The sequence below is a fragment of the Pseudotenacibaculum sp. MALMAid0570 genome, from assembly GCF_040151415.1.
In the GTDB taxonomy this organism is placed as follows: domain Bacteria; phylum Bacteroidota; class Bacteroidia; order Flavobacteriales; family Flavobacteriaceae; genus Polaribacter.
Genome location: NZ_JBDKWF010000044.1, coordinates 40,587 through 65,387 on the forward strand (window position 1 = coordinate 40,587; position 24,801 = coordinate 65,387).

Annotated in this window: 18 protein-coding genes; 9 read left to right on the forward strand and 9 right to left on the reverse strand. The window is 33.9% G+C overall.

What is annotated here, in order from left to right; all coding sequences use genetic code 11:
• Positions 1-8 precede the first annotated feature (8 nt).
• A complete protein-coding gene (hutU, locus tag AAON49_RS02285) occupies positions 9-1,994 on the reverse strand; it encodes a urocanate hydratase (RefSeq protein ID WP_349552339.1) in 1,986 nt (661 codons plus the stop codon).
• A gap of 279 nt (positions 1,995-2,273) precedes the next feature.
• Here hutU and AAON49_RS02290 point away from each other — a divergent pair, with 279 nt between their 5' ends.
• On the forward strand, positions 2,274-5,726 hold the full coding sequence (locus AAON49_RS02290; protein WP_349552340.1) for a methylmalonyl-CoA mutase family protein: 3,453 nt from the start codon (positions 2,274-2,276) through the stop codon (positions 5,724-5,726).
• Positions 5,727-5,812: 86 nt separating this feature from the next.
• Here the strand turns inward: AAON49_RS02290 and AAON49_RS02295 are convergent, their stop codons facing one another.
• From AAON49_RS02295 to AAON49_RS02310, 4 genes are all read right to left on the reverse strand, one after another.
• Complete coding sequence (locus tag AAON49_RS02295; RefSeq protein ID WP_349552342.1) at positions 5,813-6,502, reverse strand: YqjF family protein; 690 nt, start codon at positions 6,500-6,502, stop codon at positions 5,813-5,815.
• A 162-nt stretch (positions 6,503-6,664) separates the two neighbouring features.
• On the reverse strand, positions 6,665-7,156 hold the full coding sequence (locus tag AAON49_RS02300; RefSeq protein ID WP_349552343.1) for a hypothetical protein: 492 nt from the start codon (positions 7,154-7,156) through the stop codon (positions 6,665-6,667).
• A complete protein-coding gene (locus tag AAON49_RS02305) occupies positions 7,153-7,494 on the reverse strand; it encodes a hypothetical protein (RefSeq protein WP_349552345.1) in 342 nt (113 codons plus the stop codon). The genes AAON49_RS02300 and AAON49_RS02305 overlap by 4 nt, the downstream gene beginning before the upstream one ends.
• A gap of 38 nt (positions 7,495-7,532) precedes the next feature.
• Positions 7,533-8,036, reverse strand: coding sequence for a GbsR/MarR family transcriptional regulator (locus tag AAON49_RS02310; protein WP_349552346.1), 504 nt, complete (start codon positions 8,034-8,036; stop codon positions 7,533-7,535).
• A gap of 105 nt (positions 8,037-8,141) precedes the next feature.
• Between AAON49_RS02310 and AAON49_RS02315 the strand changes: the two genes are divergently transcribed.
• From AAON49_RS02315 to AAON49_RS02325, 3 genes are all read left to right on the forward strand, one after another.
• Positions 8,142-9,521, forward strand: coding sequence for a hypothetical protein (locus AAON49_RS02315; RefSeq protein ID WP_349552347.1), 1,380 nt, complete (start codon positions 8,142-8,144; stop codon positions 9,519-9,521).
• Between the two features lie 270 nt (positions 9,522-9,791).
• Positions 9,792-10,337 (forward strand): sigma-70 family RNA polymerase sigma factor, encoded by a 546-nt coding sequence (locus tag AAON49_RS02320; protein WP_349552349.1) that lies wholly within the window; start codon positions 9,792-9,794, stop codon positions 10,335-10,337.
• A gap of 121 nt (positions 10,338-10,458) precedes the next feature.
• Entirely contained in the window at positions 10,459-12,318 is a 1,860-nt protein-coding gene (locus AAON49_RS02325; RefSeq protein ID WP_349552350.1) for a M61 family metallopeptidase, read from the forward strand.
• Positions 12,319-12,367: 49 nt separating this feature from the next.
• On the opposite strand, the gene AAON49_RS02330 is transcribed toward AAON49_RS02325, so the two are convergent.
• The 4 genes from AAON49_RS02330 to AAON49_RS02345 all read right to left on the reverse strand — a co-directional run bounded on the left by AAON49_RS02330 (position 12,368) and on the right by AAON49_RS02345 (position 18,117).
• Entirely contained in the window at positions 12,368-13,921 is a 1,554-nt protein-coding gene (locus tag AAON49_RS02330) for an amidohydrolase family protein (RefSeq protein ID WP_349552352.1), read from the reverse strand.
• A gap of 143 nt (positions 13,922-14,064) precedes the next feature.
• Positions 14,065-16,602: a M14 family zinc carboxypeptidase gene (locus tag AAON49_RS02335; RefSeq protein WP_349552354.1), complete on the reverse strand. Its 2,538-nt coding sequence runs from the start codon at positions 16,600-16,602 to the stop codon at positions 14,065-14,067.
• A gap of 106 nt (positions 16,603-16,708) precedes the next feature.
• Positions 16,709-17,287 carry a hypothetical protein gene (locus AAON49_RS02340; protein WP_349552355.1) on the reverse strand — a complete coding sequence of 193 codons (579 nt, stop codon included), beginning with the start codon at positions 17,285-17,287 and terminating at the stop codon, positions 16,709-16,711.
• Between the two features lie 65 nt (positions 17,288-17,352).
• The gene (locus AAON49_RS02345) at positions 17,353-18,117 is read right to left on the reverse strand and encodes a DJ-1/PfpI family protein (RefSeq protein ID WP_349552357.1); all 765 of its coding nucleotides are present in this window, start codon (positions 18,115-18,117) and stop codon (positions 17,353-17,355) included.
• A 112-nt stretch (positions 18,118-18,229) separates the two neighbouring features.
• Here AAON49_RS02345 and AAON49_RS02350 point away from each other — a divergent pair, with 112 nt between their 5' ends.
• From AAON49_RS02350 to AAON49_RS02370, 5 genes are all read left to right on the forward strand, one after another.
• Positions 18,230-20,164, forward strand: coding sequence for a CocE/NonD family hydrolase (locus AAON49_RS02350; RefSeq protein WP_349552358.1), 1,935 nt, complete (start codon positions 18,230-18,232; stop codon positions 20,162-20,164).
• 2 nt (positions 20,165-20,166) lie between these two features.
• Positions 20,167-22,044, forward strand: coding sequence for a Xaa-Pro dipeptidyl-peptidase (locus tag AAON49_RS02355; protein ID WP_349552359.1), 1,878 nt, complete (start codon positions 20,167-20,169; stop codon positions 22,042-22,044).
• Positions 22,045-22,050: 6 nt separating this feature from the next.
• Entirely contained in the window at positions 22,051-22,491 is a 441-nt protein-coding gene (locus tag AAON49_RS02360) for a hypothetical protein (RefSeq protein ID WP_349552361.1), read from the forward strand.
• A gap of 1 nt (position 22,492) precedes the next feature.
• Positions 22,493-23,122, forward strand: coding sequence for a hypothetical protein (locus AAON49_RS02365; protein WP_349552363.1), 630 nt, complete (start codon positions 22,493-22,495; stop codon positions 23,120-23,122).
• Between the two features lie 139 nt (positions 23,123-23,261).
• Positions 23,262-24,788 (forward strand): ferritin-like domain-containing protein, encoded by a 1,527-nt coding sequence (locus AAON49_RS02370; RefSeq protein ID WP_349552364.1) that lies wholly within the window; start codon positions 23,262-23,264, stop codon positions 24,786-24,788.
• The last annotated feature ends 13 nt before the right edge of the window (positions 24,789-24,801 follow it).

Consider the following 24,801-nt stretch of genomic DNA (forward strand, 5'->3'; position numbering starts at 1 on the left):
ATTGTGTTTTAAAGGTTACTCAATAGCTCCTCATCCACCTTATTAGGAAGTGTAACTTTTAATTCTTTTTCATGTTCCATAGCTCGTTTGATGGCAAAAATGGCTTCATCATTTCTAGCCCAACTTCTTCTAGCTATACCGTTGTTAACATCCCAAAAAAGCATTGATTTTAGCCTCTTTGAAGCTGCCTTACTACCATCAAGAAGCATGCCAAATCCACCATTAATTACTTCTCCCCAACCTACTCCGCCTCCGTTGTGAATAGATACCCAAGTAGCTCCTCGAAAGCTATCACCAATAACATTGTGTATGGCCATATCTGCTGTAAAACGAGAGCCGTCATAAATATTTGATGTTTCTCTATAAGGCGAATCTGTTCCAGAAACATCATGATGATCTCTTCCTAAAACGATAGGTCCTACTTCTCCTCGCTTGATAGCCTTATTAAAGGCTTTGGCTATTTTAATTCTTCCTTCGGCATCTGCATATAAAATTCTTGCTTGCGATCCTACCACCAATTTATTTTCTTGAGCTCCTTTGATCCATTGAATATTATCTGCCATTTGCTGCTGGATTTCTTCTGGTGAATTTTGACGAATTTCTTCCAAAACACTACAAGCAATTTCATCTGTTTTGGCTAGATCTTCTGGTTTCCCGGAAGTACATACCCAACGAAAGGGTCCAAATCCATAATCAAAACACATAGGTCCCATAATGTCTTGCACATAACTTGGGTAACGGAAATCAATTCCGTTTTCAGCCATAATATCAGCTCCAGCTCTACTAGCTTCTAACAAAAATGCGTTTCCATAATCAAAGAAATAGGTTCCTTTGGCAGTATGGTTGTTAATCGCTTTTGCATGACGTCTTAAGGTTTGTTGAACTTTCTCTTTGAACAGTTCCGGGTTTTCAGCCATCATTTGATTGGATTCCTCAAAAGAAATTCCAACTGGATAATAACCTCCTGCCCATGGATTATGCAAAGATGTTTGATCTGATCCTAAATCAATGAAAATATTCTCCTGATCAAATTTTTCCCAAACTTCAACTACATTTCCAAGATACGCTAATGAAATAGTTTCTTTAGCAGCTTTCGCTTTTCTAACTCTCGCTACTAATAGATCTAAATCAGTAATTTTTTCATCAATCCAACCTTGATCTAAACGTACTTGAGTAATTTTTGGGTTTACTTCTGCACAAACAGTAATACATCCAGCAATGTTTCCTGCTTTAGGTTGTGCTCCACTCATTCCTCCTAAACCAGCTGTTACAAATAGGTTCCCTTTAGTTGATTTTCCAATTTTTCTAAAACCATTCAAAACTGTAATGGTAGTTCCATGTACAATTCCTTGAGGCCCAATATACATATAGCTACCTGCTGTCATTTGTCCGTATTGCGTAACACCTAAGGCATTAAATTTTTCCCAATCATCGGGCTGAGAATAATTTGGAATCATCATTCCATTGGTAACCACAACTCTTGGTGCATTCTTATTAGATGGGAATAATCCCATAGGATGACCTGAATACATAACTAATGTTTGCTTATCTGTCATTTCAGACAAGTATTTCATTGTTAGTAAATATTGTGCCCAATTTTGAAATACAGCTCCATTACCTCCATAGGTAATCAGTTCATGTGGATGTTGAGCCACAGCGTAATCCAGATTGTTCTGGATCATTAACATAATAGATTTTGCTTGAGAAGATTTGCCGGGATATTCCTCAATTGGTCTAGCATACATCTTATAATCTGGACGAAAACGATACATGTAAATCCGTCCATATTTTTCTAATTCCTCAGCAAACTCAGGTAATAATTCTGCATGATGTTTGGCATCAAAATAACGTAATGCATTTTTTAAAGCTAGCTTCTTTTCTTCTTCTGTTAAAATTTCTTTTCTCTTAGGAGCATGGTTAATTGTTTTGTCATACTCTTTTTTAGCTGGTAAGATATTTGGTATTCCTTGTTGTATATTCTCTTTGAATGTCATTCTTTAAAATTTTTGGTCTTTTTGGTATTTAAGATAGAGACCTTGTTAAAATTACGTTTAACTTTTGAAAAAATAACGAGAACTATGGATATCGGATATCAGCTCTGTGATACTGAGCTGTAATCCTTTTCTTATATTTTAGTAATGAAAAATCCATTGAAGTAATCTTCTACAAAGATATCTATTTTCAAAATTATAACATTTTTATTGCTTCAAAAAAAACGACTATTTTTTGAAAATTCCGTAAATTGCACTCCCAAAATCATAGATTTTTTACGAATGGAACAAATAGCTCCTTATAAGCCAAAACATAAAGTTAGAATTGTAACTGCCGCTTCTCTTTTTGATGGGCACGATGCTGCCATCAATATTATGCGAAGAATTATTCAATCTACAGGTGTAGAAGTCATTCACTTAGGTCATGACAGAAGTGTAGAAGAAGTAGTGAATTGCGCTATACAAGAAGATGCAAATGCGATTGCAATGACTTCATATCAAGGCGGACATAATGAGTATTTCAAATACATGTATGATTTGCTAAAAGAAAAAGGAGCTGAGCATATCAAAATATTTGGCGGCGGCGGTGGAGTAATTCTTCCTGAAGAAATCAAAGAGTTGATGGATTATGGAATTACTCGTATCTACTCTCCTGATGATGGAAGAGAATTAGGGTTACAAGGTATGATTAATGATCTTGTACAAAAATCTGATTTTGCTATTGGAGATACATTGAATGGAGAAGTAAATAGATTAGGTAAAAAAGAGATTGGTAGCATCGCTCGAGTAATATCTTCGGCAGAAAACTTTCCTGAAGTAGCAAAAGAAACCATGGATCAAATCCATGAAAAAAATAAACAATCTACAACACCCGTTTTGGGAATTACGGGAACTGGTGGTGCAGGTAAATCTAGTTTGGTAGATGAGTTAGTGAGAAGGTTTTTAATAGATTTTCCGAAGAAAACTATTGGACTAATCTCTGTAGATCCTTCAAAAAGAAAAACTGGAGGAGCTTTGTTAGGAGATCGTATTCGTATGAATGCAATTAATAATGAACGTGTATACATGCGTTCATTAGCTACGCGTCAGTCCAACTTAGCATTATCTAAATATGTAAACGAAGCTGTTGAAGTTTTAAAAGCTGCTGAATTTGACTTAATTATTTTAGAAACCTCTGGTATTGGTCAGTCCGATACTGAAATCATCGAGCATTCAGATACTTCATTGTATGTAATGACTCCTGAATTTGGAGCGGCGACTCAGTTAGAAAAGATTGACATGTTAGATTTTGCTGATTTGGTTGCCATCAATAAATTCGATAAACGTGGTGCTCTGGATGCGATTCGTGATGTAAAGAAACAATACATGCGCAATAACAATCTATGGGATGTTCACATGGATGATATGCCTGTTTTTGGAACGATTGCTTCTCAATTTAACGATCCTGGAATGAACTCGCTCTACAAAGCGATTATGGATAAGCTTGTTGAAAAAACAGGCGCAGATTTACAATCATCTTTTGAAATTACTAAAGAAATGTCTGAAAAGATTTTTGTAATTCCTCCAGCAAGAACACGTTACCTATCTGAAATTGCTGAAAACAATAGAGCTTATGATAAAAAAGCAATAGATCAAGTTGCCATAGCTCAAAAATTATATGGAATCTTCAAAACAATTTGTTCTGTTGCTAATGTCATGTCGAGCGCAGTCGAGACATCTCTTTTAGACAAAAATGGAATCAATGATGAAGAGATCCTTCGACAAGCTCAGAATGACAACGATCAACAATTTTTATCTCTGTTAATTAAAGAATTTGATCGTGTCAAAATGAATCTAGACCCATACAATTGGGAAATCATTTTAAACTGGAGCGAGAAAGTAGAAAAATACAAGAACCCTATCTATTCTTTCAAGGTAAGAGATAAGGAGATCAAAATAGAGACACATACAAAATCATTATCACATACAGATATTCCTAAAGTAGCTTTACCAAAATATGAAGCTTGGGGCGACTTGTTAAAATGGAACTTACAAGAAAACGTTCCTGGAGAGTTTCCTTATGCTTCTGGACTATATCCTTTCAAAAGAACAGGTGAAGATCCAACAAGAATGTTTGCGGGTGAAGGTGGACCAGAACGTACCAACAGACGTTTTCATTATGTAAGTTTAGGAATGCCAGCGAAACGTTTATCTACTGCTTTCGATTCTGTAACTTTATATGGAAATGATCCTGGACACAGGCCAGATATTTACGGGAAAATTGGAAACGCGGGAGTTTCTATTTGTTGTTTAGACGATGCCAAAAAATTATACTCTGGTTTTGATTTAAGTCATGCCATGACTTCAGTTTCTATGACTATCAATGGTCCAGCTCCTATGCTACTAGGATTCTTTATGAATGCGGCTATTGATCAGAATTGTGAAAAATATATCAAAGAAAATAAGCTAGAGAAAAAAGTTGAAGCTAAGCTGAAAGAAATCTACGATAACAAAGGTCTGGAAAGACCTGCATATCAAGGTGACTTACCAGAAGGAAATGATGGATTAGGTTTAATGCTTTTAGGAATTACAGGTGATCAAGTATTACCTGCTGATGTTTACAACAAAATCAAAGCTGAAACTTTAGCACAAGTAAGAGGAACTGTACAAGCGGATATTCTAAAAGAAGATCAAGCTCAGAACACATGTATTTTCTCTACTGAATTCGCCTTGCGATTGATGGGAGATGTACAGGAATATTTTATTGAAAAACAAGTACGTAACTTCTATTCGGTTTCTATTTCTGGATATCATATCGCAGAAGCCGGTGCCAATCCTATTACGCAATTGGCATTGACTCTTGCAAATGGGTTTACCTATGTAGAATATTACTTATCGAGAGGAATGGACATTAATAAATTTGGCCCTAACCTCTCGTTCTTCTTCTCAAACGGAATTGATCCTGAGTATGCAGTTATTGGTCGTGTTGCTCGTAAGATTTGGGCAAAAGCTTTAAAGCATAAATATGCTGCAAATCCTAGAGCGCAAATGTTGAAGTATCACATTCAAACTTCAGGACGTTCATTACACGCTCAAGAGATTGATTTCAATGATATTAGAACTACGCTTCAAGCTTTGTATGCAATCTATGACAACTGTAACTCATTACATACCAATGCATATGATGAAGCCATTACTACTCCAACAGAAGAATCTGTGAGAAGAGCGATGGCAATTCAGCTAATTATTAACAAAGAATTAGGATTGGCTAAAAATGAAAATCCAATTCAAGGATCGTTTATTATTGAAGAGTTAACGGATTTAGTTGAAGAAGCAGTTTTAACAGAGTTTGACAGAATTACAGAACGTGGTGGTGTTTTAGGAGCCATGGAAACTATGTATCAACGATCTAAAATACAAGAAGAGAGTTTATATTATGAAACCTTAAAACATACGGGAGAGTTTCCAATTATCGGAGTAAATACATTCTTAAGTTCTAAAGGTTCTCCAACAGTAATTCCTGCTGAGGTTATCCGTGCTACAGAAGAAGAGAAACAATTTCAGATTAAAACTAAAGAAAACTTGAATGAAGCAAATAAAGAAAAAGTTGCTGAACAAATAGCTATTATTCAAGAAGCTGCCATTCAAAATGAAAATATTTTTGAGAAGTTAATGGAAGCGACCAAAGTTTGCTCATTAGGACAAATTACTTCTGCATTGTTTGAAGTAGGTGGTCAGTACAGAAGAAATATGTAGAAGACATCTATCTTTATAAATTAAAAAAGCGGCGTCAAATTGACGCCGCTTTTTTCTTTTTCTAGCACATTTTCCCTTTCTTCTTTTTACTTAATTATCTTTTTATTTTCAACTGAAACTTCTGATCCTTCCAATAAGAATACTGAAGAAGGTTTTTTGTGATTTAAAAAATTGAAACTAGTTCCATAATTGTCTCTAAAATCAACAGAAATTTTATATTCTTTTACTGGGTAACTTTTCCATCTTGGGTGTTTTACTTCATATTCTGTTGTTTGTTTGTCATTCACCTTCGAGTAACCCCAATAGTGTTCTGCTATAAACTCTGTAAGACTATTCTCATTAATTTCAATGGGTTTTAATTGAGCTTTTACACTGATAAGATTTTCTTTTCCCCAAGAATATTCAACATCCAGATCATCCTCATGTTTTATCCATTTGTGAGACATAGAACGGGTAACATAATTCTCTTTATAAACTGTATTTGCAACAAAAGACAACGCTGGTTTCGGAACAATTTCTTTGATGAAGACAACTCCTCTTTTTTCCTCTTTTTTTACATAAAACCTCAAGTTTACTTCTTCAAAGTTTATATGAAATGGTATTTTGACTCCTAGTAGTTTAGTGTTCATGAACATGAACCCTACTAAGCTTACATAACATTTGTCATCATAGAAATCCAATTCAGTTCCAAATGGCACATAAGGTTCTAAAATTGCTGGATCTACTTCGTAGTTTGCCATGATTAACTTTCGCCACTCTGCTTTTAGAAAACTCATACTTAATTAGATTTTAAAAGTTTCAAATTGAGCTGTTTTAAACTTAAAACCAGTTTTGACAAAATATACACTTGGTTTTTTGAATCAATACAAAAATGATTTGTAAGTAATTTCCCTAAGTACCCTGTACCCCCTGCAATAACTATTTTCATAATCTTTCATTTATAATTTATAAGTCATTTTTCCAAGATTGATTTTTTCTGCTTTCGTGAAGGTAATCTCTCTAATTTGCGACATATCTCTCCACAAATACTGGTTACCTTTTAATCTTTTTGTACTTCTTACTCTGCGTTGAAAAGCTCTCACTTCTTTGGGTGTTGCATCTCTTTTATCCCCCAATTCTCCGTACAATTTTATAGCAGGATAATCAGAAAAACTTCCTTTGTACAGTGATTTCAACCAAAACCATTTCTTATTGTTTACCATTAGTATACATATGTTTCTATTGGTCTTTGAATTCTTATTCAACTTTGTTGCGAACTTTTCGAAATAGAAACCAGATTGATCATCATTTAAAAACAAAGACCCAATAGGTGTTACTGTGGGCGTATGATCTGCATTCACAGAACCGATTGCTACATGCATATTTCTACGTATGCATATTTTAAAATGCTCCTTGATTTTTGACCAATCTTTTTGAATATTTATTTTCATAGCTCATTCTTTTTAAATGATTCTAAGACATAAGAAAAATATCCTGCGATACTCATAGGCAATATTATATATACAAATACACCACATTCTATGTGAAAATGCATACACAATAAACACAAAGCTCCATATAATATAACTGTTATCCAGTACCATTTAAGGTTTCTCTTAGCTAACGTATTCAATCTAGGCCAAAAAAAGAGTAGTATTAAACCCGAAAGCAATTGAAAACCGCCTAAAACTATCTGGGCATAAAGACCTAAGAAAATGGTAAGGTATAGAAGCAAAGTAGCTCCCATAATAAATCGGTTTAAATAAACTAAAATTGCAGTATATTTCATAGTTTCAGAAATTTTTGAAAGTTTGTATTTAAATTTTTTTACTTCTTAATCATTTTAGTGAAATTAGACAGCAACCAATGCTCATCTGCTCTAATTGCTTTATCTAATATTCCATTTACCGTTGTAGTCACCGAAGATAAATCGCTTAATACTTTTTTAAATTGCTCTGCCTCTTCAGACGATTCATCAATTTCTTGCAATTCTTCTAGTACTTTTAAAACAGGCTCGATCTCTCTTTTCTTTCTTTCTTTCGTAATTTGTTTGAACAGTTCCCAAATATCTTTATCAGCTACAAAAAACTCTTTACGCTCTCCTACTACAAATTCTTTTCGAACAATACCCCAATCGATCAAAGCTCTTACATTCATGTTTACATTCCCCCGAGATATTTTTAAAGTCTCCATAATATCTTCAGCAGACAGAGGTTTAGTTGAAACTAATAACAAAGCATGTACTTGAGCCATGGTTTTGTTAATACCCCAACTAGTAGCTAAACTACCCCAAGTATGAATGTATTTTATTTTTGCTTCATCTAATTTCATAGGACAAATATATAAATACTTTTTAAACTTTCAAAAATTATTGAAAATAAAATATTAATCAAATTTTAACAAGGCTTCACAAGAGAGGAAACTAACTTTAAGCCTATGAATCGATTTACAGGTTTTTTAATTTTCTGGTTATTCCTTTCATTCTCTAGTTACAGTCAGAATGAAGAATTTGAAATCGGCAAAGTCATCAATCAAGTTCCTGTAAAGAACTCTTCTGATACTTTTTCTTTATATCTGCCTACAAAGTTCAACCCAAATCAACTCTCTTCAATCGTTTTTATTTTTGACCCTAGTGGAAATGGAAATAATGGAATTAATGTCTTTGTGGAAGCCGCAGAAAGGTTCAATTATATATTGGTCTGCTCTAACGCTACAAAGAATGGAAGGTCTTATGAGGTAAATTTCGCAGCTGCTAATGCCTTGTTCAAAACCATATTTTCAACTTTTAGTATTGATGAGAAACAGATGTATGCAGCAGGATTTTCTGGAGGTTCTCGATTGGCAAGTTCTATCGCCGCTTTAACCAACCAATTTCAAGCTGTTATTGCTTGTGGAGCTGGAATGACAATCAATAATGCCTACAAGCCGAAAGAAAACATGTTTTCTTTTATTGGCTTGGTGGGAGATAGAGATATGAACTACCAAGAGATGCTAAACACAAAAAAATCACTTGATAAAGTAGGTGTAACTAATGAACTATTAATTTATGAAGATACACATCGCTGGCCTCCTAAGAAACAAATTGAAAGAGCTTTTGAATGGATCGAATTGCGTGCTTATCAAAAACAAATAAGAAAATTTAATCGAGAAAATGTTTCTATTCTTTATAAGAAACAATATCATATTGCAGATTCTTTGTTCAAGGAAAAGCGTTACATAAGAGCATTGTCTGAATATAAACATTTACAAGTTGGTTTCCAGCATTTTTTGAATACCGATAGCATCCGTAAAAAAATTCAACAAATAGAAGCTTTATACACTTATAAGGTATCCAAAAAAAGGCATCTTCAATATTTAGAGCTTGAAAATAAACTGTTTCAAAAATTTTCTAGTGTCTACAAAAGAGAAATACAAAAAGGAGTCTCTGAAGATAAATTTGCTTGGTGGAAAAGAGAATTAAAAAAATTAAACCAATTAATTAGTGATGCTAAAACCATTGGTGAAAAAAGCGCCTACGAGCGATTGCTATTTTCATTACAAGCGGGCACATACGAATCTTCCATATCGTATAACATATCTAAGGATTATAAGAGAGCCCTGTATTGTGATAAATTATCTTCTCTTTTACGTCCTAACAATGCTTATTTTTATTACCGTTTGGCTGTGAGCTATGCAAGAAATAATAATTTTTTAAGTACTATAAAAAACCTCAAGAAGTCTAAGGAATTAAACTTTCGTTATTTCCAAAGAACTCAAAACACACCTGAATTTGTGAAATACAAACAGCGAAAAAAGTTTTTACAGCTTTATCATTGATTTTGAAACAATTAAAAATCTAACAGAAAAAAACAACCTCTTTTGCATCTTTTATGTACCTTTTTAGTCTACTAAGTGAACTTAAAAATAGAAATTATGAAATCAGATAAAAATCAATGTTCATGTACTTGTGTAGAGTGTATTAATTGCGATTGTACAAAGTGTACTTGCGAAAATTGTAATTGTTCAAACTGTAACTGTTAACTATACAGTCAATTCGAGCGAATTTGAATTCAAGTTCGCTCGATGCGATATTTTATAAACTTTATTATGACCACACAAGAAGTTTGGACTCAATACTCAAATGACATCAAATATTTTATCCTAAGTAAAGTAAAAGATACTGCTGTAGCAGATGATATTGTTCAAGATACTTTTTTAAAGATTCACACCAAACTTCACACATTAAAAGACTTGAACAAATTAAAGTCGTGGATTTTTTCTATTGCTAGAAATTCTGTGATGGATTACTTCAAAAAATCTAATCAAACTTTTGAACTTGCTAATTTCGAATCGGAAACAGAAATAGAAGAAGATCTTCATACAGAAAAAGATTGTTTACGTGGTATTTTGAAAGGTCTTCCCAAAAAATACAGAGATCCAATTTTCTTATCTGACATCAAAGGTTTGAAACAATCTGAAGTTGCCAAACAACTCAAACTTCCTTTACCAACTGCCAAATCTCAAATTCAACGCGCTAGAAAACTAATCGCTCAAGGATTCATAGATTGTTGTGGATTTACTATTAACAATGAAGGTCATTTGGTTGGAGAAATTCAAGAGAAAAAAGATTGCAAAGTTTGCGGAACTCACTAATTCTAAAAACTATCACAAATTCTTAACATATTGTCTGGAAAGACTAGCTTACATTTGCGTCCTAAATATGTAACATTTGTGTATAGATATCGTCTTACCACAAATTAATTTAATCAAACTCATGAGAAAAATATTAGTAGGAATAGCTGCCTTAGCTATTCTTGGAAGTTGTAATTCAACCAAAAACGTAAAAAAGGCAAAACGCACTATTGAAGTAGCTATTGATTTAAACAATGTTGTTGATGATAGAGTACAAGTAGAGGTTAATCCACAAAAAATCAAAGAAGCTAGTGTGGTTTATCAAATTCCTGCTATTGTTCCTGGAACTTATGTAATTAGCGATTACGGAATGTTTATTTCTGATTTTAAAGCCTATGATTATGATGGGAATGAAATGGCTGTTGAAAAATTAGACACCAATTCTTGGCAAGTAAATAATGCACAACAATTAGACAAAGTAAGCTATTGGGTAGATGATACTTTTGATTCGAAGAAGAAACACAAAATCTACGTAATGGCAGGTACGAATATTGAAGCAGGCAAAAACTTCTTCTTAAACTTACCAGGATTTGTTGGATACTTTAAAGGAAAGAAAGAAACTCCTTATGAGATCTTGATTACGCATCCAACGGATTTATATGAAACCTCTTCTTTGCTTAAAAAAGCAACTACGAAAGAAGATAACTCAGAGGACATTTTTATTGCCTCTCGTTATGATGAAATTTCAGACAACCCAATCATGTACGCTCCTGAAAACTCTGTAAGCTTTAATGTGAATGGAGTTGATGTTACGATGGCTGTATATTCTCCAAACAACATCCATTCTGCTAAGGATATGGAAGAGGATTTAAAAAAAATGGTACAGGCTCAAACCAACTTTTTAGAAGGTTTTGAAACTACCAATGAGTACAACATCTTGTTGTATTTATTTGATTCAAAAGTATATCCATGGAATAGCTTTGGTGCTTTAGAACATCTTTCTTCTACAACAGTTGTATATCCTGAGTCATATACTAAAAAACAATTAGCTAACGGAATGATTAACGGAACGGTTTCTCATGAATTCTTTCATATTGTAAGCCCTTTATCTGTTCATTCTGAAGAGATTCATTCCTTCGACTTTAATACACCCAACATGTCTAAACACCTATGGATGTACGAAGGAACAACTGAGTATTTTGCCAATTTATTTCAAGTAAATCAAGGGTTGATTTCCGAGCAAGAATTTATTGATGAAATGCAAGGTAAAATCAATACTTCTAAACGTTTTGATGATACCATGTCTTTTACTGAAATGAGTAAAAACATCTTAGAAGGCAAGTATGCTCAAAACTATAGTAATGTTTATATGAAAGGAGCTCTAATAGGAATGACTCTAGACATCATCTTACGAGAAGAAAGTAAAGGAACTTATGGAATAAGGGATTTAATGAAAGATCTTTCTAAAAAATATGGAGCAAAAAAGCCTTTTAAAGATGACGAAATTATTCCTGAGATTGTACAAATGACATATCCAGCTGTTGGAGATTTCTTTAAAAACCATGTAGAAGGAACTACGCCAATTGACTACAACATATATTTTGACAAAGTAGGTGTAAAAGAAACTGTAGAGACTGTAGATGTTAGCTATTTCTTAGACAATAAGAATCAGCCTTTCCTTTCTGTAAACGACAAGCAAGAAATCTTTTTCACAAAAAGATCTAACTCTGGTTTGAAAGCTTTAGGTGTGCAAGGTGGTGATGTAATCAAGTCTGTTAACGGAGAAGATTTCACATTAAATAGTGCCCGCCAAATTATCGGAAAATCTTTCCAATGGAAAGAAGGAGATGCATTAAAAATAGAGGTAATCAGAGATGGAAAAACTATTGCTTTAGAAGGAAAAATAATTAAACCGAAAGCTGAAGCTAAAAATTTGAAAGTTCAAGAATTATCTGCAGATAATCCGAAAGTGAAATTAAGAAATGCTTGGCTGAAAGGCTAAGAACCAACATATTTTACAAAAAAAGGCGACTAGTACTAGTCGCCTTTTTTTATTCTTTAACTCCAGGTTGAATTAATTTCCAATTGGTCTTGGCTTTTTCGGCATCTACCATTTTTTTGACATCAGAAAGCAATCGTTTTGCGTCGTAAATAACTCCATCTTTGATGGTATACTTTACACCTCCAACTCTTACTACTTCATTGTCTTTTGTCAGTTTAATAGCTCCTGTTCCGTATAGTGCTTTTAGATTTTTTAATGGGTTTTCTTCTACAATCACAAAATCTGCAAGCTTTCCTATTTGAACAGACCCGATTTTATCATCCCAGCCCAAAGCTTCTGCTCCATTTAAGGTTGCCGATCTTATTACTTCTAGAGGATGAAATCCTGCTTCACGAAGCAATTCTAGTTCTCTGATGTATGCAAATCCATAGAGTTGATATATGAATCCAGAATCAGAACCAGCTGTTACTCGACCTCCACGATTCTTATACTCGTTTAAAAAAGTCATCCATAATTGGTAGTTCTTTTTCCAAGCTACTTCTTGCTCAGTTCCCCAATAATGCCAATAAGAACCATGTGATATTTTACTTGGCTCATAAAATTTCCACAATGAAGGCAAGGTATACTCTTCATGCCATTCTGCTCTTCTGGCTCTTTGCAAGTCTCTACTAGCTTCATAAATATTTAAGGTTGGATCTAATGTAAAATCTAATTCCAACAATTCGTTCATTACTTTGTTCCAATGCTTTGAATACGGTTTTGCAGCTTGCTCCCATAACTTGCCAGCTTCTTCAAAACGATGCTGTTCATTCTGATAATTATAATCTAATGGATAATTCTGAACCGTTCTATCTTCAAATAGCGCTTCTGGAAGTCCATACCAGTGCTCCATACTTGTTAGTCCTGCTCTTGCTGAATTCAAGACATTCCACCTAGCAACACTTAATTGCGCATGATGACATGCAGAACCCAATCCTAGTTTTTTATTTTCCTCCAAAGCTGCTGCCATAATTTCTGGTTCAGCACCAAAAAATTTAATTCCGTCTGCGCCTTTCTTTGCATTATTTCTCACCCATTCTCTAGCCTCTTCTGGTGTACTAATTGGCTTTTTACTTCCCGAACCAAACCCAACATAATCAAAAATCCTAGGAGCAACAATCTTATTAGCGGCACTTTGCTTTTTTAATTTCTTAGCATTAATTCCACTTGGCTGACGGATTGTTGTAATTCCATGTGCCATCCAAAGTTTAAAAACGTATTCTGGGCTTGCTCCCTGCGACTTTCCTCCAATATGGCCGTGCATATCTACAAAACCTGGAAGCAAATACATTCCATTCGCGTCTAACTCCTTTCCTCCTCTTTTTAATTTCGGTCTAGAGCTTTCCTTGATTTTTACGCCAGGGTATCCAACTACTTTGATCTGAACAATTTTATTTCCTTCAACAACAATATCTACAGGCCCACGTGGTGGAGAACCATCACCATTAATCAACATAACTCCACGAATGATTAACTGATCAAAAGGTCCGTCTCCTAAATAATTTTCTTGAGAGAAGGCATTCAAGGCAAAAAAGAATGCACAAAGTATGGTTAGTTTTTTCATGATTGTTGGTTTTATCTAACTTTACTGTCGCCTCGAGCGCAGTCGAGAGGTTCTTAAAAATTTATCATTAAAAAGATCTACTGCGCTCGATCTGACATTATATTTATTATTCATTCTTAGAATATCTGAAGAAATTAGAATTTTTAATTTCTAGGAATCGAAATTTGATTCCCAAAGAACAACGCATTTAAAAATAGTTTGTTCGTTCCGTACCAAGCTCCTCTAAAATTTGGATTGTCAGCAAATAAAATAGCTCTACCTCTTCCTATCGGACTTACAATAATAGAAGCAGAGGGTTTTAAGAAAGTTTGCAAATTTTTAGTGGATACAAATCCATCTATATGTGGATTGTTGGTATACTTTCCTACAGTAGAATATGGGTTCTTACTAGGTGCTATAAATACTCTATTGTTCTTATAAACTGGTAATTTCGAGCTTTGATATCCAAATCCTAAAGGATGTGTTACGTCTAAATCAATTTCAAAAATAGCACCTCCTAAACGCTCTCTACCAATATTTTCAGATGCATCTACGTAAGGAAGCCTCTTTACTTTGTCTTTCTTTTTATCTTTGGATTTCGGTTCTTTCGTTAAACTCTCTTTTACCATTTTTCGATTAATCAACCATTGAGATGCTCTGGCAATTGTAATTAAGGTATTTCCTTTGCTAGCCCAGTCCTTGATTCTCTTTCTTTTTAAAGAATCTAGTTGTGTATAACTACCAGAAACCATGACTAAAGTATTGTATTTGTCTAATGAATACCAATTGAATCTGTTTACTTGAAGTTTGGTAATTGGCATATGAACTCTTGTATCCAACAAGTGCCATACTTCGCCAGCTTCATATGATGACACTCCATCACCAATTAGCATAGCAACTTTAGGTTGTTGAACTTTTCTAAAGTTATTACTCCCTAAATCTATTCCTTTAGTACTGAAACCTGTATTAGTTGAATAGATAGGCACATTAAATTTCTCTTGCGCTTCTTTGACAACAGCAAATACTTCTCCAGGTGATAGAGACTGTTTACTTACCGGAATCATAATCGTTCCATAATTAAAATCTTTCTCCCCAGCATTGGTTTTCGCAGAGAATCGCTTGAACGCCGCCGATACTTTGATGCCCTTTTTCTGCAAGTAATTCAATGCCGCTGGAGCATAATAATCATCCCAATCTAATAGGTAAGCATACTCTGTTTTTATAACTGATGGTAAGTTGATAAGATTCTTTGTAGAAGTAATTTCTTCTCCCAATCTAACTGACTTCAGTCCTTTTGCTTGCATGTTGTAGAAATTCGAAACACTCCACGCTGATGCATCATAGAAAACACTATCTCTAAACTTGCTATATTCTTCAAACATGGTTTGCACCATTCTATGTTGTTGTTGTTTTAATGGAGTTACAAACTTGTTCCCTTTCTTATAAACTTTAATTTTGTGTTTTAATAAGAAATCAACAAATGCTTTATTTCTATTTTGATCATAGTTGTCTCCAAATTCATAGGCAGCAAAGCCTGATTTTGCTTTTTTAGATACAGCAGATTTAAAGAAATCTTGCTGATACTTACGTAAAGTTGCTTTGTTTTCTACTGCAGCTTTTATGGTTGCTATGCTAGATTGATACTGATTACGAATGGTAAACGGAAACGAAATTGTTCCATAGTCTGTATCTTGTAAGTGTCCTCTTGAACTCGCTTGCTCAAACAATAAAGCTAAAGCTCCTTGCAAATCTGGATAAGAAGATCCATAGCCTGGATAAGTTCCATCAAATGCTTCTTTTGTAAAATAAAACGATCCTATATTATCTAAAGCTTTTGCATAATAAGGTGCAAATAAATTATTCAAATCCTCATAATTTTCTCTGGGCATGATAGGATCTTGCGAACCAATAGGTTTCATTGGTTCAAAGAAATAGTTGCTATTCGTTCCCATTTCATGAAAATCTGTTACCACATTAGGGTACCAATTGTGATACCATTTTAATTTCCCTTGACTTTCTGGATGAACAGCTAACAACCAATCTCTATTGAGATCAAACCAAAAATGATTGGTTCTTCCTCTTGGCCACATCTCATTATGCTCTGCATCTTGATTGTCCGAAACTAGTGGATTTGCTTTGTATTGATTTGCCCATTGTGTATGACGGTCTCTTCCATCTGGATTGATGGTTGGATCGATAAATACGATAGAGTTCTTTAGATAGTTAATTACTTCATTACTATTTGAAGCTACTAAGGTATAAGCCGTTAACAAAGCTGCTTCAGAACTGGAAGGTTCATTTCCGTGCACATTGTATCCTAGTTGTACAAAGACAGGAACTTCATTATAGTTTTTTGAATTTTGGTTTGGATCAACAAACTTTAGATGTTCATTTTTAATCTTATCTAAGTTTGATAAATTCTCTGGAGTAGAAACTCGTAACATAACCAGTTTTCTCTTCTCATGTGTATATCCATATACTTCTATTTCAGCCCTATTGGAAACCTCAGCTAGTTTGTATAAATAAGCAACAATTTGATCATGCCTAGTATGTTGTTCACCTATTGGGTATCCTAAAAAAGCTTCAGGAGTGGGAACTTGAGAATTGAAAGGTGCTTTGTCTTTAAAAAAATAATCCTGCCCAAATACATTACAAGTAATTAAGAACAGGAATACAAAAAAAATGTTTTTCGTTAGTTTCATGAAGTTGTATTTAATGGAATTCTAAAAATACAACATTCTAATTATAAGGAAAATCTCTCTTTCTGAATTAACAAAATATGAAGAAATGTTAAGAAACTGCAAGACACTATTTTACATCCTTAACAATTTTTCCTTTTTCCCATTTGTCTGATTTTAACAAAGTTTCTACAATTGAAAAATGATCTTCTCCGTAATACTTATAAAACTCTCCATTAGGTCTAATTACTATAAAAGCTTCACATATTTTATTTTTGGTGAAAATATTTTTTTCAAAAAAGTCAGGTGCTAATTTCCATCGCTTTGATTTTAACAAAAAATCTTTAAAAAAAGAACTTCGATCAAAAAGTAAAAGATTTTGAGTATCATATTTTTTAGTAATTCTCTTAGAAATTCTTTCAATGTTTGAAAAAACTATTTTGCTTGATTCTTTTTTCATACCATAAATGACACAGTTTTCTCCTTTTTGTCGAAAATTAACATACAGTTTTTTCTTTCTACTTAGTTTTACTCCAGAATAGAATTCTATACTATCCATAACTGTTTGATAAGCCTCTTTATTCAGTTTACCGTAAAAACCTTTTTGATGTTTCCTATATTTACGATTAGGTTTAGTATTTACTTCTTTCTCTTGAGCATAATTGATAATAGTACTCAACATAAAAATAATAGCAATAATCTTTTTCATAGTATCCATTTTTAATTTAACTAATAATATCTAAAAATATTTACACCCCATAAATTTTATCATTATCAGTCATTCAAAATAATATGCGGAACATCTTCTAATTTCCAATCAATAACTAGGCCTCCTGCTAAACTTTTTGCTATTTCTGGTCCGTATAAATATTCACATAAATACAACGCGGCTTCAAAAGATTTTGCGCCTCCAGCAGAAGTGATTGCTTTTCCGTCGTGTACAAATAATACGTCTTTTCGGATATCTAAATCAGGAAACATTTTACGCATTTTGTCAATATCACTTGGAAAAGTCGTGGATACTTTTCCGTCCAGCAGCTCCGCTTTTGCTAGGACAAAAGCACCATCGCAATGTGAGGTAACAAACTGTGCCTTCTCTCCTATTCTTTTGACAAAATCAATCATTTCTTTGTTCTCTAAATCGGTGTCTAAATGATGTTCTGCACTAGGAACTACTAAGATATCTATCTTAGGTAAACTGTCTTTCAGGTAATTGAAATCAGGAAGAATTCTCATCCCTTCAAAACTCACTATAGCCTCATCAGTATCAGCAACAGTAAATACATTCATCGGTTTAATGCCTTCTCTAAAAATGGTATGCTGAAAAATATCATACGGCGCCGTTAATTCTGTATTAAACGTTCCGTCCATAATTAAAAAGGCTACATTATATCGATCAGGCTTTAATACAGGAAAGGTTTTCTTCTTTTCAATATTCTTGCCTAAATTCTTCCATTCTTCTAATTGTTTTTCTTTATCTGTTTTAGAATTACAAGAAGCAATTACAATTACTAACAAAAGGGTTAACCAATGTCTCATATCGAGTTATATTTTAAACGAGATTCTAAAAATACACATTCGTTTTAACAGGAGAACCCTTTAGCACTCCTTTTTTGTTTTGTACATTTACTACCAAACCAATCAATTCATCATGAAAAAACAAATCCTTTATTCCCTTTTTGTTGTAGCACTTCTTTTTTCCTTTTCAAGTTGTGAAAAAAATGATAAAGTTTCTGAAGAACTAAAAGACACTTTTGTAGCGGATAATTATGATATAACTGAAGTAGATATCACCATGCGAGATGGTATCAAACTGCATACGACTATTTTTTCTCCAAAAGACAAGAGTCAAAAATATCCCATCCTTTTACAGAGAACTCCATACAATGCAAGTCCATATAGAAGAGGTGAATTACGTAAAACAATTGGACCTAATGTGAACTTAATGAAAGAAGGAAATATTATTGTATATCAAGATGTTCGAGGTCGTTGGATGAGCGAAGGAGTGTATGACAATATGAGAGCCTATATACCTAATAAAAAAGAAAATGAATCTGATGAAACTTCTGATACTTACGACACCATAGATTGGTTAGTAAAGAATGTAGAAAACAACAACGGTCGTGTTGGTACTTGGGGGATTTCATACCCAGGACATTATGCTACTGTTTCTGCTATTGATGCGCATCCTGCTTTAAAAGCTGCTTCGCCTCAAGCTTGTATTGGAGATTTTTATTTTGACGATTTCCACCATAATGGAGCCTTTTTATTAAGCTACTTTAGAGCGATTGCCTTATTTGGAACTTATAAGGATACGCCTACAGATACAGCTTGGTACTCGCTTCCTAGTTTGAATACACAAGACCAATATCAGTTCTTTTTGGATAAAGGACCGCTTAAAAACTTAAACACGTATTTCCAATACGACAAACTAGACAATACATCTCCAAAGAATCCCGAGAGAATTGATGATTTCTTCTGGAAAGAAATCGTTGAGCATCCTAACTACGATTCTGTTTGGCAAAGCAAAGGTATCATTCAACATATGGATAAGGTTCCTTCTTCTGTAGCAACAATGATTGTTGGTGGTTGGTTTGACGCTGAAGATTTATATGGCCCGTTAGAGACGTATAAAGGAATTGAAAAACATGGAAAAGAAAATTACAACACTATGGTATTTGGACCTTGGGATCATGGAGCTTGGGCCAGAAGAAGAGGAACTAATATTGTAGGAAACTACTATTTTGGGGACTCAATATCAGAATTCTTCCAAGACAAAATAGAAACCAAATTCTTCAATCATTTCTTAAAAGGTGATGGCTCCAAAGAATCGGGTCTTCCTGAAGCATTGGTGTATGATTCTGGAAAAAGAACTTGGAGCGAATTTGATAGTTGGCCACCGAAAAATGTAACCACAAAGACTATGTACTTATCTCCTAATCAAGAGTTGTCTTCAGGAAAAAAATCTTCGGAAGGAATTAAATTTATTAGTGATATCAAAAGACCTGTTCCGTATTCAGAAGATATTAAAACAGTGTTTACTCCTAGAAAATATATGACCGATGATCAACGTTTTGCTGCAAGACGACCAGATGTATTGGTTTTCGAAACAGATGTTTTAACCGAAGATCTTACTTTGGCCGGAGACATCTTAGCGAAATTAAAAGTAGCGACTACAGGAACAGCTGCAGACTGGATTGTAAAAGTAATTGATGTACATCCTGCTGATGCTAAAAATGACGAAAAGAATAAAAATATGCAGAATCACTTAAAAATGAGTAATTATCATTTGATGGTAAGAAGCGAAGTAATGCGCGGTCGTTTTAGAAATAGTTTTAGTAAGCCAGAACCTTTTAAACCTAATAAAAAAACAGAGGTTGATATTAAATTACAAGATGTGTTCCACACCTTTAAAAAAGGACATAAATTGCAAATTCAAGTTCAAAGCACATGGTTCCCTTTGATAGATTTAAATCCGCAAACCTATGTAGATAACATCTTCAAAGCAGACAAAAAAGATTTTAAAACTCAAACGCACACCGTATTTACAGATTCTAGTATTGAATTCTCAGTCTTAAATAACTAATCATGAAGAAACTATTTATCAGCCTTATTGCTTTTGCATTTGCAATAACTATATCGGCCCAAGAAAAAGCAAAACCAGTTTTCAAAAATGGAGAAGCTCAAGTTGTAGAAGCGTTTAATAATCCAAACAACTGGATTCGACATGATTTATGGGTAGAGACTACTTTTGATACAGATGGAGATGACAAATTAGATAGAATGCATGTATCGGTTACAAGACCAAAGCAAACAAAAACGGAAGGATTAAAACTCCCCGTAATCTATGTTTCTAGTCCTTATTTTGCTGGAGTTGCTCCTAATGTAAAAGGTTTATTTTGGGATGTGAAGCACGAGCTTGGCGGAGAAGCTAAAGAAAGAGTGCATCCAGAAGTGAAAAGAAAAGGAAAAAGACCTATTATTTCAAACTCTCATATTAGAACTTGGGTTCCAAGAGGATATATCGTAGTACACTCTTCTTCTCCTGGAACTGGATTGTCTCAAGGGGCACCTACCGTTGGAGGAAAGAATGAATCTTTAGCTCCAAAAGCAGTAATAGATTGGTTATGTGGCCGTGCTAAAGGATATACCAGTCCTTATGGAAATGAAACTGTGGAGGCTTTTTGGTCGACTGGAAAAGTAGGAATGACAGGAACTTCATATAATGGTACTATTCCATTAGCAGCAGCTACAACTGGAGTTGAAGGTCTTGAAGCTATTATTCCGATTGCTCCAAATACTTCTTACTATCATTACTATAGATCCAATGGTTTGGTAAGATCTCCTGGTGGATATTTAGGTGAAGACATTGATGTTTTGTATGATTTTATTCATAGTGGAGGTGAGGAATCGATTCCAAATAAAAATTATATCAAAGACAACAAGAATTCTAAAGAATTTATAAGAAAAAGAGATTACAACAATGCTACAATCCGTGACACTGAAATGAAAAACGGAATGGATAGAAAAACGGGAGATTATAATGATTTTTGGGCTGGAAGAGATTATTTGAACCAGATGAAACCAATGAAGGCTGCTTTATTAATGTCTCATGGCTTTAACGACTGGAATGTAATGCCAGAACATAGTTACCGTATTGCAATGAAAGCAAAAGAAATGGGTATTCCAACTCAAATATACTACCACCAAAATGGTCATGGTGGACCACCTCCTATGAAAATGAGAAATCGTTGGTTCACAAGATATTTACATGGTGTTGAAAATGGAGTTGAAAACGATGCGCGTTCTTGGATTGTTCGTGAAAATGATAAAAGAACTGAGCCAACAGCTTATAAAGATTATCCGAATCCTGCAGCTAAGGATGTGACTTTTCATCTATCTAAAGGTGGTTCTAAGATTGGTGGTTTAACTACTAAAAAGAGCAAAACCAAAACTAAAGAGACATTGGTAGACGATTATTCTTTTTCAGGAACTGCTTTAGCAAAAGCTTCTGAATCGAAACATAGATTGTTGTATACCACTCCTATTTTAAAAGAAGATATCCATATTTCTGGAGTAGCTAAAATCAAGGTAAAAATTGCAAGTAGTAAACCTGCTGCAAATCTATCTGTATGGTTAGTTTCTCTGCCATGGAACAATCAGAAAAGAGCTAAGATTACAGACAATATCATTACTCGTGGATGGGCTGATCTTCAAAATTACAAGTCCTTAACAAAGAGTAAACCTTTAAAGACTGGTAAGTTTTATGAAATGACTTTTGACTTGCAACCAGACGATCAAATCATTAAAAAAGGGCAGCAAATTGGATTAATGATTTTCTCTAGTGATGATCTATTTACATTATTACCTAAGCCAGGCACAAAATTAACTGTTGATCTAGATGGAACAACACTTAGTATTCCTATTGTTGGAGGTTTAGATGCTTTAAAGAAAGCCACTGAATAAAGGATTATGAAATTTACTTGTACTGTTCATATTAATAAACCTCGACAATTTGTTGTTGATTTCTTTGTAAATCCCGATTATTTAAAAGAGTACCAAGAAGGTTTTCAACGAAAAGAACTTATTTCTGGAAGTGCTTGGAAAGAAGGTGCTGTTTCTAAATTATATTATCAGAATGGGAAACGAAAAATGGAATTGACAGAAACTGTTCTAACAAACAATTTACCTGATGAATTTCTTGCTGAATATTTTCATACCCATACTGAAAATACTATGAGAAGTACCTTCACATCTTTAAGTACTGAAGAAACAAGATATGATGCAGAAGTACATTATACTAAATTCAAAGGAGCTATTGTAAAAGTCATGGCTTTTCTCTTTCCTTCTTTCTTTAAAAAGCAAGTACAAAAATGGTTGGAGAATTTTAAAATCTTTATTGAGAGTAAATAAAATGGATACATTCCACAATATCAATATTGTTACCCACGTCATAAGTGGCACCATAGGTTTGCTTTTAGGTGTGGTAGCAATTGTTTCCCTTAAAGGAGGTAAACTACATGTAAAATCTGGGAGATGGTTTCTGTGGTTCTTAGCGGTAGTGTGTTTGACAGGTATTCTTGGAATTTTTGTCTTTGAACGAAACAGTTTTCTCATTGTAATTACTCTGCTCAGTGCCTATCAAGGTTTTTCAGGGTATCGTGTTTTGCAAACCAAGTCCAATCAGTTTTATTGGATAGACCTCATTGCAGCCTTACTAACTATTACTTCTTGTTTTTACTTTTTGTATTACTTCCAATCCATTGGAATGATATGGTCTCCTATTATAATTTACAGTACTGTAGGGTGGTTATCAATATTAATTTTATATGATTTTCTTAAATATCTTATACCGAAAACCAAGTACAAAAGGATTTGGTTAAAAGAGCATATTGTTAAAATGATTGGTGCTTTTAGTGCTCTATTCTCTGCTTTTGCCGGTACCGTTTTTGAGGCATACCAACCTCATAGTCAATACTTACCTTCAGTAATCGGAAACATTCTTATCATCTATTTCTTAATTATCTATTCTAAGAAAAAATAGTCATTCCCTTTTTTTAGAGACAAAAACAGGTATTTGTACTCGTTGAATTTGCTCGTAGTTTTTCTAATTTTCAAAGTGAAAAATTTCTAGTAAAACTTACTGGTTAAATACACTAAATCTTCTAATAAATTATTATTATATGTCGTCTAAAAAATTATTCAAGTTTGCCACGGAGGTAACGCCAGACAATATTGAGGATGTAATGCAACAGGCTATTGCCTTAGAGCTTGCTACCATCCCTACATATTTGTCTACTTATTATTCGATCAACAGAGCGCAAGATCAGGATAAACTCTATGCGAAACTTCATGCCCAACTTTCTGAATCTGGAAAGAGAAGTGCTGATGAAGTAAACAGATTAGCACAAGAATTGAAAGTAGATATTTTGGTCTACTCTAACAAAGCAGCCGCTTTAGTAATGAGCGTTGTGATTGAAGAAATGCTACATTTAGCTCTTTCTTGTAATGTAAAACAAGCCGTTTGTCAGGTAGCACCAGATCTTATGGCGATTGGAAAAGTATTGGACTTCCCAACACAGCTTGATGGTCATGAGCCAGAGTTCCCAATCAATGCTGCTAAATTATCACTAAAACAACTTACTACATTCTTACAAATTGAGAGTCCACAACCATTTACAGACCCTCATGCAGATTTGCTAAGAGCTGCTAAAGTTGAATACAAGACCATTGGTTTGTTGTATCAAAAGATCATGAAATGTATCGAAGATAATTTCCCTGGTCCTTATAACAAACGCCCACAATTACTTCCTCCAGAAAAAGGAGGAAAACCAAGACCTTTCTACTCACAAAATTCGATGAACACTGTCCATTATGATCGTGACCATAATCCACATTTTGCAAACGAAAACGATAACAGTCAATTAGTAGGAGTCTATGATGCTCCAACAGCTATTGAAGCATTACACCTTATCGTAGAACAAGGTGAAGGAAGTACTACAAATCAGAATGGCAAAAAACAGCATATTTTAGAATGGGGTAAAGATAAAATGCCTATTCCTATGGAAGTTGTCGTAAATGAAGACAATAGTGCTGAAGTTGTTTTCTGGCCTGGAGATTTTGAAGATGAAGGAGAAGAACCTGCTCATTTTGCAAAGTTCTTAGAAGCGTATAGTCTTGGAGACTATTATGAAAAGAAATTCAAGAAGTATTACGAGTTGGATGATTTCTACAGCTATTTTGTATATGATCAAGACTCAAATCCAAAACAAGCAGATTATGAAGCTTCAGGAAACCAAGCTTTAGCATTAGCTAACAAATTAGGAAATGCTGTATTCGCCTACATTTTACTGATGGTTGAAACTTGTTACTACAAAGATGAAGATACACAGTATGATTTATTCATGTTTGGAATTCACAAATCAATGATTTTGTTATTGAGTGAAACTGGAAACCATATCAATTCATACTCTTACAATAAAGGAAATCAAGCTTATAAAGGAGCATTAACTTTTGAACCTTACTCCTTTGAACAAAGTTACCTAAGGCCTAAAGAACAAATATTAGCCATCTTAGATGAATTGAGTCAAGTAGATTCTTACTGGGCGGATTGGGGAGAAAATTACTTCCCTTCATTACCAGATGTAGGAATGGATCATAGCATTATTGAAAATGTTCCAAATGTACCAACAACACCTTATAAACATTAACATCAACTAAAAC

Coding starts and splice junctions, on each gene's coding strand:
- hutU (WP_349552339.1), bottom strand. CDS start 1,994: ATGACATTCAAAGAGAATATACAACAAGGAATACCAAATATCTTACCA.
- AAON49_RS02290 (WP_349552340.1), top strand. CDS start 2,274: ATGGAACAAATAGCTCCTTATAAGCCAAAACATAAAGTTAGAATTGTA.
- AAON49_RS02295 (WP_349552342.1), bottom strand. CDS start 6,502: ATGAGTTTTCTAAAAGCAGAGTGGCGAAAGTTAATCATGGCAAACTAC.
- AAON49_RS02300 (WP_349552343.1), bottom strand. CDS start 7,156: ATGAAAATAAATATTCAAAAAGATTGGTCAAAAATCAAGGAGCATTTT.
- AAON49_RS02305 (WP_349552345.1), bottom strand. CDS start 7,494: ATGAAATATACTGCAATTTTAGTTTATTTAAACCGATTTATTATGGGA.
- AAON49_RS02310 (WP_349552346.1), bottom strand. CDS start 8,036: ATGAAATTAGATGAAGCAAAAATAAAATACATTCATACTTGGGGTAGT.
- AAON49_RS02315 (WP_349552347.1), top strand. CDS start 8,142: ATGAATCGATTTACAGGTTTTTTAATTTTCTGGTTATTCCTTTCATTC.
- AAON49_RS02320 (WP_349552349.1), top strand. CDS start 9,792: ATGACCACACAAGAAGTTTGGACTCAATACTCAAATGACATCAAATAT.
- AAON49_RS02325 (WP_349552350.1), top strand. CDS start 10,459: ATGAGAAAAATATTAGTAGGAATAGCTGCCTTAGCTATTCTTGGAAGT.
- AAON49_RS02330 (WP_349552352.1), bottom strand. CDS start 13,921: ATGAAAAAACTAACCATACTTTGTGCATTCTTTTTTGCCTTGAATGCC.
- AAON49_RS02335 (WP_349552354.1), bottom strand. CDS start 16,602: ATGAAACTAACGAAAAACATTTTTTTTGTATTCCTGTTCTTAATTACT.
- AAON49_RS02340 (WP_349552355.1), bottom strand. CDS start 17,287: ATGAAAAAGATTATTGCTATTATTTTTATGTTGAGTACTATTATCAAT.
- AAON49_RS02345 (WP_349552357.1), bottom strand. CDS start 18,117: ATGAGACATTGGTTAACCCTTTTGTTAGTAATTGTAATTGCTTCTTGT.
- AAON49_RS02350 (WP_349552358.1), top strand. CDS start 18,230: ATGAAAAAACAAATCCTTTATTCCCTTTTTGTTGTAGCACTTCTTTTT.
- AAON49_RS02355 (WP_349552359.1), top strand. CDS start 20,167: ATGAAGAAACTATTTATCAGCCTTATTGCTTTTGCATTTGCAATAACT.
- AAON49_RS02360 (WP_349552361.1), top strand. CDS start 22,051: ATGAAATTTACTTGTACTGTTCATATTAATAAACCTCGACAATTTGTT.
- AAON49_RS02365 (WP_349552363.1), top strand. CDS start 22,493: ATGGATACATTCCACAATATCAATATTGTTACCCACGTCATAAGTGGC.
- AAON49_RS02370 (WP_349552364.1), top strand. CDS start 23,262: ATGTCGTCTAAAAAATTATTCAAGTTTGCCACGGAGGTAACGCCAGAC.